Source organism: Ruegeria sp. CDSC085, assembly GCF_059610465.1.
On the sequence record NZ_JBXWNR010000009.1, the window covers coordinates 164,794 to 175,286 of the forward strand.

At 57.4% G+C, this 10,493-nt stretch carries 14 protein-coding genes; 6 read left to right on the top strand and 8 right to left on the bottom strand.

Features of this window, described 5'->3' with window-relative positions; all coding sequences use genetic code 11:
• Position 1 precedes the first annotated feature (1 nt).
• The 3 genes from AC2FJB_RS14605 to AC2FJB_RS14615 are packed head-to-tail and all read right to left on the bottom strand — an operon-like array spanning position 2 to position 1,770.
• Positions 2-406, bottom strand: coding sequence for a hypothetical protein (locus tag AC2FJB_RS14605; protein WP_496718943.1), 405 nt, complete (start codon positions 404-406; stop codon positions 2-4).
• A gap of 46 nt (positions 407-452) precedes the next feature.
• The gene (locus tag AC2FJB_RS14610) at positions 453-1,103 is read right to left on the bottom strand and encodes a ChrR family anti-sigma-E factor (protein ID WP_299899456.1); all 651 of its coding nucleotides are present in this window, start codon (positions 1,101-1,103) and stop codon (positions 453-455) included.
• Between the two features lie 10 nt (positions 1,104-1,113).
• On the bottom strand, positions 1,114-1,770 hold the full coding sequence (locus AC2FJB_RS14615) for a sigma-70 family RNA polymerase sigma factor (protein ID WP_117871868.1): 657 nt from the start codon (positions 1,768-1,770) through the stop codon (positions 1,114-1,116).
• A 146-nt stretch (positions 1,771-1,916) separates the two neighbouring features.
• Between AC2FJB_RS14615 and AC2FJB_RS14620 the strand changes: the two genes are divergently transcribed.
• The 5 genes from AC2FJB_RS14620 to AC2FJB_RS14640 all read left to right on the top strand — a co-directional run bounded on the left by AC2FJB_RS14620 (position 1,917) and on the right by AC2FJB_RS14640 (position 4,932).
• On the top strand, positions 1,917-2,690 hold the full coding sequence (locus tag AC2FJB_RS14620; RefSeq protein WP_496718944.1) for a DUF1365 domain-containing protein: 774 nt from the start codon (positions 1,917-1,919) through the stop codon (positions 2,688-2,690).
• Positions 2,691-2,776: 86 nt separating this feature from the next.
• Positions 2,777-3,094: a DUF3775 domain-containing protein gene (locus tag AC2FJB_RS14625; RefSeq protein ID WP_117871872.1), complete on the top strand. Its 318-nt coding sequence runs from the start codon at positions 2,777-2,779 to the stop codon at positions 3,092-3,094.
• Between the two features lie 153 nt (positions 3,095-3,247).
• Entirely contained in the window at positions 3,248-4,315 is a 1,068-nt protein-coding gene (locus AC2FJB_RS14630; protein WP_496718945.1) for a hypothetical protein, read from the top strand.
• A 126-nt stretch (positions 4,316-4,441) separates the two neighbouring features.
• On the top strand, positions 4,442-4,669 hold the full coding sequence (locus AC2FJB_RS14635) for a YjiS-like domain-containing protein (protein ID WP_299899449.1): 228 nt from the start codon (positions 4,442-4,444) through the stop codon (positions 4,667-4,669).
• A gap of 59 nt (positions 4,670-4,728) precedes the next feature.
• Positions 4,729-4,932 carry a DUF1127 domain-containing protein gene (locus AC2FJB_RS14640; protein WP_117871880.1) on the top strand — a complete coding sequence of 68 codons (204 nt, stop codon included), beginning with the start codon at positions 4,729-4,731 and terminating at the stop codon, positions 4,930-4,932.
• Positions 4,933-5,023: 91 nt separating this feature from the next.
• Here the strand turns inward: AC2FJB_RS14640 and AC2FJB_RS14645 are convergent, their stop codons facing one another.
• From AC2FJB_RS14645 to AC2FJB_RS14665, 5 genes are read right to left on the bottom strand one after another with little or no spacing between them, the layout of a single operon-like run.
• A complete protein-coding gene (locus tag AC2FJB_RS14645) occupies positions 5,024-6,166 on the bottom strand; it encodes a saccharopine dehydrogenase family protein (protein ID WP_496718946.1) in 1,143 nt (380 codons plus the stop codon).
• A 22-nt stretch (positions 6,167-6,188) separates the two neighbouring features.
• Positions 6,189-6,437, bottom strand: coding sequence for a SemiSWEET family sugar transporter (locus AC2FJB_RS14650; protein WP_117871884.1), 249 nt, complete (start codon positions 6,435-6,437; stop codon positions 6,189-6,191).
• Between the two features lie 12 nt (positions 6,438-6,449).
• Positions 6,450-7,496: a saccharopine dehydrogenase gene (locus AC2FJB_RS14655; RefSeq protein WP_496718947.1), complete on the bottom strand. Its 1,047-nt coding sequence runs from the start codon at positions 7,494-7,496 to the stop codon at positions 6,450-6,452.
• 14 nt (positions 7,497-7,510) lie between these two features.
• Positions 7,511-8,125, bottom strand: coding sequence for a glutathione S-transferase family protein (locus AC2FJB_RS14660; protein ID WP_496718948.1), 615 nt, complete (start codon positions 8,123-8,125; stop codon positions 7,511-7,513).
• A gap of 18 nt (positions 8,126-8,143) precedes the next feature.
• Entirely contained in the window at positions 8,144-8,794 is a 651-nt protein-coding gene (locus AC2FJB_RS14665) for a histidine phosphatase family protein (RefSeq protein WP_299640004.1), read from the bottom strand.
• A 136-nt stretch (positions 8,795-8,930) separates the two neighbouring features.
• On the opposite strand from AC2FJB_RS14665, the gene AC2FJB_RS14670 reads away from it, so the two are divergent.
• Positions 8,931-10,118, top strand: coding sequence for a Zn-dependent hydrolase (locus AC2FJB_RS14670; RefSeq protein ID WP_496718950.1), 1,188 nt, complete (start codon positions 8,931-8,933; stop codon positions 10,116-10,118).
• Positions 10,119-10,493 lie beyond the last annotated feature (375 nt).

Below are 10,493 nucleotides of genomic sequence, written 5' to 3' on the forward strand. Positions count from 1 at the left end.
TCTATTGGATGGACAGGTCCAGATTGTACCCTACGGTTTTACCGGTGTCCCTGTCATTGCCCATCAGATAGACGCGGATCGTATAGTCTCCATCTTCGGGCAGATTGATCCGGGCGGTGTTGCCGTCGATCGATCCGTTATAGATCGCGACACCGTCGCTGCCTGGCGGCAGGATGTTGAAATAGATCACGCCGTTACCATTGGTATCGCTGACCTGAAGATCGGCAAACATCTCCTGCCCGGTTTTGGCGCCAAGCGTATAGTCGAAGTACTCATCTCCTGAGATGGTCCCACTGACCATGGTTCCATAATTGCCGGGCTGAAACTGAACCTCGGCCGACATTTGGGCCGAGACGACGGGCGCGACTGCAACGAGAAGGGCGGATACAAGAAGTCTTCCGAACATGATCATTCCTTTCAAAACACGCCTTGCGCGGGGATCGCAGGCAAATTCAGATGCGCAGAAAGGGCTGGAACAGGCGCGGCATCAGCTTGTTGAACTTCAACGGTGCATCCGTAACCGCCAGACAAATGCAATCTTCCGAAATGTCCGCCAAAGGTGTGTGTTCCAAATCCTCGTCTGCGATCTCGACGTCGCCACGGGCGAAGTGATCCACTTCGTCTGAGAAAGCGCCCTGAAGCACCATCGTCAGTTCCATTCCATGATGCCCGTGATCAGGAACGGCAGCACCGGCTGGAATGAGCAGCAAGCGGGCCGTCGCATCCTTTGTCGTCGGCAGGATGGCTTGCTTTACGCCCATGCCGACGGGTCTCCAGCGGATATCAGAGACAGTCCCGCCGACATAGTCCTGCAAGGGCGCCGGCAACACTGGGCAATTCGGACGCACAGGTTTTGCCGCTGGTGCGCCTTTGGCGATTAATGCCATTGTCGCGGCCAGAGATGTATCACTCATGGCGATTGATTCTGTCTGTTCCTCCAGAACATGCCCACCTACGGCGTCGTAACTCCCGGCCCGCGCACGGCAATGGTCGCACAGAGACAGATGCGTCGCGACCATCAGGTCGAAGGCTTCGGGCAGACTTCCTGCGGCATATGCCATCAACAGGTCATCTGTCAGGTGATGTTTGATCGACTTACTCATGTTACCCATCTCAGTTCATCGCATGGCGCAAGCGGTCCAGCGCCAGCCTAATTCGTGATTTGATCGTTCCCAGCGGCAAGCCGGTCTGTGACGCGATTTCCCGATGGCTCAGATCACCGAAATACGCCTTTTCGATCAGTTCTCTCTGCGCGTCCGGCAGCGCCGTCAAAGCGGTGCGCAGCTGCGCGGTTTCCTGTTGCAGCGCGATGACATCGTCCTGCTCAGGCTCGGCCTCGGGACCCCACCACAGATCTTCGGGTTCGGGGCGGCGTTGCTTGCGCAGAACGTCAATGCGCTTGTTCCGAGCGATGGTGAACACCCAGGTGGCCACCGTTGCCCGCGTCGGGTCGAACAGATGGGACTTGCGCCATAAGGTCGCCATCACCTCTTGGGCGCACTCTTCCGCCATCGCGGCGTCTGACCCTGACTTCATCAGGAACGCCTTGATGCGCGGCGCGAAATGCTGGAACAGCTCGGCAAATGCCGCCTGATCCTGCTCGTCGCGGATGCGCCTGACGTGATCCACCCATTCGGTTCTCGTCTCGCGCCTGCCGTTGGTTCCGTTCACCCGTCCACCCTTGATGCGTTTCTTTTCGCGCCGAGGCTGAAGGGCGGCCGGTTGAGCCGCAGGTTCGTCCAAGGTCACGGTATCGATCTCGGTAAACATAACCTCAATACGGCGCGTTACCCAAGCCGGATCAATTTATAGGGACATTATGATCCAATTTGTGCAAATTTCCGTATCAAGGTAATCGGCATCTGAAGAAATTCAGTGCAGTTAAAGGTGTTTACGAGAAGGCCGGAAAGCAACGGATGACGCAGGAAATAGACCATATCGCGGGCCACACCTACCACGGGCGCAAGGGCGCGATCGAAAACGCGTTTCGTTACTCGGTCGACTACATTGTGCTGGATCCCGAAGCAGCACAGAACACGCCCTTGCTGTTTTCGGTTGATCGCGCGAACCTCACGAACTGGCGCACCAGAGATCATGGAGGAGAGCCAGGTCGGGGCGAAGGCGCGCTTTGGCTGCGTGCGCGTTTTGATGAGATGTCGGTACAACAACCGGCGCGCTTCGAGTTGCTGACCCAACCCCGCGTTTTTGGGCACGTCTTCAATCCCGTCAGTTTTTGGTTCTGTTTTGACGACAGTGACCATCTTTATGCCGTGGTCGCCGAAGTCACCAATACTTATGGTACCCGTCATAGCTACCTGTGTCACAAACCTGATTTCTCGGCCATCGAACCGACTGACAGGGTGGTGGCAGACAAGCTGATGCATGTCTCACCGTTTCAGAAGATCGAAGGCAGTTATACGTTCCGCTTTGACTATCGCCCGGATCGGGTCGGCGTCTGGATCGACTATGGCCGCGCTGGTGGTGGGCTGATCGCGACGCTGACCGGACCGCGGCAGCCCCTGACCAACCGGGTGATCCTGTGGTCCTTGCTGCGGCGACCATTTGGCGCCCGGAGAACCTTTGCACTGATCGTCTGGCAGGCTTTCAGGCTGTGGTTGAAAAAAGCAACCTTTCGCCCGTTTCGCAGGCAACCGGTACCGGACCAGCCGGTTTCACGGGCGCGGCACTAGGGCCGTTGTTTGCGTAAGATCAAAGACTCGGGTGGTGTTCGGTGATTGTGATGGCATGACAACCGCGAACACGAGGAACATGATCCATGTTGGAAATATCGGCAAGAAAGGTCGCTCAGATAGCCATGATGGGGCGCGAGCTAAACCGGGCAGAAGGTGAAATGCGCGCCTTTATCGAACGTATGAGCGAAGACGAGCAAGCCGAACTGGTTGCCATCATGTGGATCGGCCGCGAGAGTTTTTTCGCCGAAGATCTGGCCGAAGCGATTGCCACTGCCAAGGCTGAGGCCTCAACCCCCTGCGCCGACTACCTGATCGGTACTCCGCACATGTCCGATCATCTTGAGAATGGTTTGGATGCGCTGGGGATATCGGCCGAGGACGTCGAAAATGATCTGATGTAGACGGGACCCAAGGTCATGAAGCAATCTAAACCGATAGTTCGCCCCTAGACCAAGCCACCGGCGTTCAAGAAATGGCATATGCTCTCAAATTGAGTTAGTTTACAACCTACGAACAGGGTGGGTTTTGGATTTAGGGGCAGGAACTTGCGACGTATGACACAGCTTTTCGGGTTCTTTGTCTCGATTTTTTTGGGGATTACGAGCGTCCGACCTGTGGAGGCATGCAGCATCTGCCTAACTTTGCCGGAGTTTACGCTTGCTGACCGCATACTATCGGCGAACGTAGTTATTCTGGCACGGCCAGCGTTTGATAACGCTTTTAAGTATCAGCCTGTTACCATTATCAAAGGAACTCAGGGAAAGCTTTCGTCGCTACCAGATATTCCCTTTCTCATTGATAGCGCAACACGCGCGGCATTTCGATCGGATACTGAGGCCCGCGTTTTGCTGATATACGGCACCGACGACATCGATGCCGCCGGTCGCGGGTTTTCGCGGAGCTGGAAAAAGGTTTTTCGGATTACTCCGGAACGGGCTCGGTTTTTGGACGCACTTCAGACCAACGGGCAAAACTGGATTCTGGGTGAAACGAAAGACATCGAACGAGTGACTTTCTTTGGCAGCTTTCTCACACATTCCGACCGGATATTGCGTGATACGGCGATGGTCGAGATCAGTCGTGCACCATACGAGTTAGTTCGTGCCGCTGGACTGGCTGTACCAACGGAGCAGCTGTTACAGGAAGTTCAGACATTACAGCGGTTCAACTATGCGCCGGTATCGATCAGGCTACTCGGGTTACAATCGGACGAAACTGCGGTTTCTATTGTTCGGGCGCGATACAAGGCGCGGCTACAGAACGGTGGGGTGCATCTGGAGGAGTGGGCACTCGCGGGAATTGAAGCGGACAGTTCAGAAGCCCTTGCCAGGATCGAAGCAGCTCTTACTCAAGCGACCTTGTCATTTGACGAAAAAAGCAGCCTGATCCGAGCCCTGTCTGATGCGGGCACGTCGATGCCCGAACATCGTGCTAAAATACTGGAGATCTATGGCCGCGTATTAGATCGTGATACTTCACTGGCTGCGCAAACCGCCATTGCGGTTCGGTATTGGGACTTTTCTCCTTTGCAACACAGGTTCGATGCTCTCCTTTCCGCTGGGAACATCGATCCGGCGACGCGTTTTGCCATTCAGACAGTCTTGCCCACCGAAAGCAGGTAAAGTCGGGTCCGGCACTAGCGCAGGATCTTTAAACGCACGTTAATGTTTTGGAATGGCGTCCTTAACGAATGCCTCCTTTATTTGATGTCAGGAAGACAATGACATCAAGTTCAGGAGGAGAAAGACATGTCACATACACAAACGTTCGCAGGCCGGGGTGGCCTGCTTGACGGTCTGTTTTCAAACTATGCGGATGCAAAGGTTGAGCATTTCCGCCGCCGGATTTTCTCGAAAACCGTGCGGGATCTGGAAAAGCTTGATGACCTGCAACTGGCCGATATCGGCGTCCAGCGGGATCAGATCAAACGATGCGCATATGAGAGTGTTTATAACAACAAGCCTTACCGGCAGTGATAAAGCACTCAGCGTGACCTGAAACCAACTCCCGTGATCCTGTTAGCGAGGTTACCAGTATGTTCGACGTCATACCGCCCACCAATCAATCGGCTCCGGCTGCCAGCGCGCTTTTGCTGTTCGATCGTGCAATGCGAATCCGTTCGATCAGCCCTGATATTGTCCGCGCAGCGCAGCATCTGAATGCAATGACCGATCATCAATTGTCAGAGCTCGGAATCAACCGCAGTGATATCGAAGATACTATCCAGCGGTATATCTAAAGGTCGGGTGAGAGAAACCCGAATGAGTACAACATGCATAAGGAAGAACAATGAAAGCCATTCCAGACTGTCTGGAATGGCTTTTTTGCATTCAGGCCGTGTGATCGACGATTTGCAGATGCTGGGCCAGCCTGTTGATTTCGCTCATCCACCCCTGCACCAGCTTGGGATCACTGGGGGCCGCGTGAACTCCGGCCGGGATGGCGCGGTTCAATACGGCCTCGACGGCAAGTGAGACCGGAATGGACACCAGACGCGCCATCGCCGTCCCACGCTCATCCCCCCAGGCGTCCATGACATAGGTCTTGTGCCAGACGGGGATACCGTTTTTCTCGGCCTTCAATCCCACGCACAGTACAACGCGATCAGGCTCGCCTTCGTCATAGGCGTTTTCCTCCCAGAACTGGTCCGACATCTCTTTCAGACGCGCATCTCCTTCGGGACCAGACAGGGTTTCGATCTCGGTGAACACATCCGACCACGCGTCGGCCCAGCCGTTCAAGCGCAGGGTGCCGCGGACGAATTCCTTGACCGGCCAGTGATCCTCGAAATGGTATTGCGCCATGAAGGGGATCGAGTCGCGGTTCGGATAGACTTCGAAGCTTTCCGGTGCTGGCAGCGGGGCAATGTAGCTGCTGATTGCATCCCACGGGCGGGTTACGTCCAGCGGCGCGTAATCGCGGATCGACTTCGACGGCGACCGCAGTGCTTTCAGCACGCCCAGCGGCGACCAGCTGAACTTGTATCGGAACGGGTTCGGATGTTTGGGAATGCCACCGCAATATGAGATGAAGCTCAGGTGGTTTTTCGGATCGAATGCATCAGAACCGCGGTAGTCGTCGATCAGCGCATGCGCCATCAGGTGATCGATGCCCGGGTCCAGACCGACCTCGTTGATCAGTGCGACACCGGCCTCGCGCGCCTTGTCATCCAGCGCGCGCATCTCGGGCGCGATATACGAGGACGAGACGAAATTGGCTCCTTTCGAAATCGCCAGTTCTGCCAATGGCACGTGCCAGTCGCCCGGCAGCATCGAAACGATAACATCGCCCTTCTCCAATACAGCGCCGAGCGCGTCGATGTCGAAGGCGCGGATGTCGTCGGTCAGGTCTCCGACCTCGGCCTTGGCCTTTTCGATGGTCCGGTTCCAGACGGCGACCTTATGGCCGCCTTCGATCAGGCGGCGCAGGCCGGGAATGGCCGAGAGGCCGGTGCCACACCAATGAATGGTCATTAGAAAACTCCTCTGAGGCTGTTCAGCCGAACTTCAATTTCGCGGTCACAATCGCACCGACAAGAAGGATCGATATCACATTGCCGAGGATCAGCGGCCACGCCGAGATCATCAACCCATAGATCAGCCACAAAGTCAGGGTGGTCAGAATCAACAGGTTTGCGGGCAGAGACAAATCCTTGGTCTCGCGGCTGCGCCAGGTTTTCAGGGTCTGCGGCAACCAGCAAATGGTACCCAGAACCGCCGCCGCCCCTCCGATCAGGTGTTCCATGCGTGTGCTCGCCTAAACATGTTTGTTGAACTCGTCCCGCGCGCGACCCCAGACACCCTTTTCCAGATCGGTCAGGGTCAGCAGGGACGGCAGAAGCTGCGCCGCGTAGTCTTCCGAGCTTTCAACCGGCAGCATAGACGGAAGGTTGTCGATTGCCATCACGTCCATCACCGGGTCGGTGGCCACGCGCAGGGCGGGTGCTTCCCATGTGGTGGCGCGGTCATAGACGGGCACCGGGTTGTAGTCGCTGTCCGGGTCGCAGGCCACGTCGCCGATGGCTGTCAGGTTGCGGCGGGCTGTCAGAGCCTGGCGCGGGACAAAGACCGGAGTGCCGGGCCGCGCGAAAATGCAGTTCAGGAACAGATCATGGTCAAGGATTTCTGGGAAAGGTCCACCGCTGGCCGTCTCGGCCATGTCCCATTTGGTGACCGCGACGCCCATCGCCTCACACAGGTCTGCGGCACCGGTGCCCACACGGCCCAAAGCTCCGATGACGATGGCGCACGGGCGCGCTGCACCGGTGGCGTCAAGCTCTTCCAGAAGTTCCGCGTTCAGCGCATCCTTGCCTGCGTACACACCGACGGGCGGGCATATCCCGCCTCGTTGCTGCGCCGCCCAGGTCTTGAGCGTAACGGCAGCACCCGCATAACCGGCCCAATACCCGAATGCAGCAACCCGGCGACCATCCTCATCCACGAGGTATTCCAGATCATAAAGCGTGCCGCCACCGGCCTTGAACCGCTCCAGCAGCTTGCGGCCCGAATGCTGGCCCTTGTAGGCGTGGCCGAACATGATGTGGCGGTGGGGTAGGGGTGTACCGTCTTCGGGCAGTTCCTTGAGGCCGAAGATAATCGCGTCCAGCGGGGCATCGGGCCAGGAATTCTCGGGCGCGGTCTCGCAGCCAGCGTCCTTGTAGCCGTCCAGTGGGATGGCGCGGGCATGGCTTTCCTCGACCGTCACGCGGATGCCAGCCGCGATCAGCGCGGCGGCACCTTCCGGTGTCAGCCCAATCCGTTCTTCGTTCGGGCGCTGTTCTACCCGGACCCAGAGATGTGTCATCTTACTTCCTTTTGTCAGAGCATTCCGGCTGCACGCACCGCCTGAACCGAGGGACGTGCCTCCATCGCCTCACGGAAGGCGACGATTTTGGAAAAGGCCGAAACGTCGACTCCGTCGCCTTCCAGCCAGCTGCACACCACGAACAGGTAAGCATCGGCCAGCGAGAACGCCTCGCCCAGCACAAATGGTCCACGCAGCCCGTTCAACGAGATGTAAGTGCAGGATTCGGTCATCGTTTGCGCGACCTTGTCTTTCATGTCCTTCCAGCTGGATTTCTTGTCGGCCCAGCGGTGCCCGCGCAACTTGTGCGCATGATTCACATGCATGGTCGAGGCAAGGTAGAACATCACTTCGCGCATCCGCGCGGCCATCACCGGATCGGGAGGCACCAGCCCTGCTTCGGGGGCCTTGGCGGCAACAAACTCCAGCAAAGCCCCGGTCTCGGTCAGGATGCCTCCATCAACGACCAGCGCCGGAACGCGGCCCTTGGGATTGATCTGTTTGTAGGCCGGTTTCGTCTGCTCGCCCCCGGCGAAGTCGAGCTTGATTGCTTCGTATTCCAGTCCAGCCTCTTCCAGGGCAATCGCAACAGCGACCGAGATGGTACGGGGTGCATAGTAGAGCTGCATCAGGCGTCTCCGGTCTGGTTACAGGTGGGTCTGCGCGAACTGTCGGTCAGGGGCTTCCAAATGCGGTACGGCATTGAAAAGAACCGGGCTCAGTTGAGCGCCAATCGGGTGCAGACGATGCATTGACGTGTTCATGATGGCAAGGGCCACCCGTGCCATTGACGGGATATCCAACCCCATCGCCTGACGCACCACCATCGAAATTAACCCGCCTGAGGTCACGACAATGGCCGATCCGCCCTCGGTTCCGATCTCGTGCAGCGCGTCGCGCACGCGCGTCTCGAATTCTACGAAAGTTTCCGGCGGGTTCTCAATTTCGCCATTGGCCCAGGCCGCAAACGTTTTGGGCAGATGTTCGACAAAACCTTCGCGGTCCGTGGGGATCGCGACACCGTGTTGGTCCTCGAACAATTGCGCCAGCGTGAAATACTCGATCTCGTTCAGTCGTGCGTCGCGGATTGGATTGGGCAAGTCCATACTGGCCGCTGTCTCGGCGTGGCGGGTCAGGGTGCCGCAATAGACCCGGGTATAATGGCTGCGGGTATCACGCAGATGCGCCCCCAGCCAGCGGGCCTGCTGATGCCCCAAGTCGCTGAGCCTGTCGTAACTTACCTCGTCCCGTGCTGTTGTGTTTGCCTGCCCGTGACGCACCAATGTGATATGTGACATGTCGGTCCCTCTTGCGCCGAAGTCTTAGGGCAGGTTCCCCTCCGGTGCCAGAGGGGTTTCATGTCCGTTGAAAAAAACCTCGCCCCTTTTCTGTTTCTGGCTATGGTTCGCCCCGAACAAGTCTTCGGAGGGGTTTATGACCGTCGATCACACGCGTTTTCTGACCGACCTGCATAAGTTGCGTGAATTCGGTGCCTCGGGTGTGGGCAAGGGGGTTGTCCGCCCCGCCTATTCGGACGCGGATATCGCCGCGCGCCAGTGGCTTGCCGGACGTATGCGCGAAGCAGACCTGACCCCGCAGTTTGACCCGGTTGGCAACCTGTTCGGATTGGCGACCGGCCCCTCGCTGCTTTTGGGATCACATTCTGACAGTCAGCCTGAAGGGGGCTGGCTGGATGGTGCGCTGGGCGTCATTGCCGCGCTGGAAATCGCACGTTCCAGCGACCGGCCCGTTTCGGTTGTCAGCTTTCAGGATGAAGAGGGGCGGTTTGGTGTGACCACTGGCTCGGCCGTCTGGTTGGGCGGGTTACCTCTGGAAAAAGCCGATGTGTTGACGGATGGGGCCGGTGTCAGCTTTGGCCAGGCCCGATCATCCATGGCAGACCTGGCGCAAGGTTTCGTGGACCCGTCCCGTTTCACTGGCTTCATAGAGATGCATATCGAACAGGGCCCCTCGCTGGACGCGTCTGGAGGCCAGATTGGCGTGGTCACCGATATCGTTGGCATCCGCGATATGTCGATCACCTTCGAAGGTCAGCAGAATCACGCCGGCACCACTCCCATGCACCTGCGTCGTGACGCATTTCAGGCCCTGTCCCTGTTCAACACCCGGCTCAATGAGCGGTTTCGCAATGTTGTCACCCCGCAGACTGTCTGGACTATCGGGCGGGTCGACCTGCATCCAAACGCATCGTCCATCGTGCCGGGACGGGTTCGCTTCTCGATGCAATGGCGCGATGGTGATGCAGACCGTTTGGCCCGGATGGAGGAGATCATTCGAGCGACAGCTCATGAGACGGCCGAGGAACTGAGACTGAATTTGGACTACGACCCGATGCTGGGGCTGGAACCCGTCGCCATGGATCAAACCTTGCGCCGCGCACTCGAAAACGGTGCGGAGCGGGTCGCTCCGAATAGGTGGCGCACAATGCCGTCAGGGGCCTTGCACGATGCCACCAACGTTTCTCGATTGATGCCGGTCGCGATGGTGTTCGTGCCCTCGATCGGCGGAATCAGCCATGACTTTGCCGAAGATACGGCAGAGGCCGATTTGATTGCGGGGCTCGAAGTTCTGGATCATGCCGTGCGGACACTCTCCACTTGAGCGTCACTTTGCAAAATACTGCCGAAGAAGATGTTGCATCAGCGGAGAAGTCCCTCTTCTTGGCTTTTGGCAAGATGAATGGATTTTTACCCGGTGAAAACGAGGACTGTTGCCTAACGGAAAAAAGTTTCCTATAGGAACATTCATGGTGCATGCGTCTGTATACCGCCTCTTCTTCGGATCGGTGTTTCACTAAAAACCGGGCGGAATCATTGCATTCTATGCGGCTTGGGGCAGACTGACTGTCATGCATTTTGACCTTTAAATAATCGGAAGTTGGCCGGATCATGACGTCACCGAAACGCACGCCTCTTCACTCGTTGCACGTTGCTTTGGGTGGTAAGATGGTTGATTTTGCTGGGTGGGAGATGCCTG

Bases quoted from the DNA above. Each gene is read 5' to 3' on its own strand.
- AC2FJB_RS14605 (WP_496718943.1), bottom strand. From the start codon at position 406: ATGTTCGGAAGACTTCTTGTATCCGCCCTTCTCGTTGCAGTCGCGCCC.
- AC2FJB_RS14610 (WP_299899456.1), bottom strand. From the start codon at position 1,103: ATGAGTAAGTCGATCAAACATCACCTGACAGATGACCTGTTGATGGCA.
- AC2FJB_RS14615 (WP_117871868.1), bottom strand. From the start codon at position 1,770: ATGTTTACCGAGATCGATACCGTGACCTTGGACGAACCTGCGGCTCAA.
- AC2FJB_RS14620 (WP_496718944.1), top strand. From the start codon at position 1,917: ATGACGCAGGAAATAGACCATATCGCGGGCCACACCTACCACGGGCGC.
- AC2FJB_RS14625 (WP_117871872.1), top strand. From the start codon at position 2,777: ATGTTGGAAATATCGGCAAGAAAGGTCGCTCAGATAGCCATGATGGGG.
- AC2FJB_RS14630 (WP_496718945.1), top strand. From the start codon at position 3,248: ATGACACAGCTTTTCGGGTTCTTTGTCTCGATTTTTTTGGGGATTACG.
- AC2FJB_RS14635 (WP_299899449.1), top strand. From the start codon at position 4,442: ATGTCACATACACAAACGTTCGCAGGCCGGGGTGGCCTGCTTGACGGT.
- AC2FJB_RS14640 (WP_117871880.1), top strand. From the start codon at position 4,729: ATGTTCGACGTCATACCGCCCACCAATCAATCGGCTCCGGCTGCCAGC.
- AC2FJB_RS14645 (WP_496718946.1), bottom strand. From the start codon at position 6,166: ATGACCATTCATTGGTGTGGCACCGGCCTCTCGGCCATTCCCGGCCTG.
- AC2FJB_RS14650 (WP_117871884.1), bottom strand. From the start codon at position 6,437: ATGGAACACCTGATCGGAGGGGCGGCGGCGGTTCTGGGTACCATTTGC.
- AC2FJB_RS14655 (WP_496718947.1), bottom strand. From the start codon at position 7,496: ATGACACATCTCTGGGTCCGGGTAGAACAGCGCCCGAACGAAGAACGG.
- AC2FJB_RS14660 (WP_496718948.1), bottom strand. From the start codon at position 8,125: ATGCAGCTCTACTATGCACCCCGTACCATCTCGGTCGCTGTTGCGATT.
- AC2FJB_RS14665 (WP_299640004.1), bottom strand. From the start codon at position 8,794: ATGTCACATATCACATTGGTGCGTCACGGGCAGGCAAACACAACAGCA.
- AC2FJB_RS14670 (WP_496718950.1), top strand. From the start codon at position 8,931: ATGACCGTCGATCACACGCGTTTTCTGACCGACCTGCATAAGTTGCGT.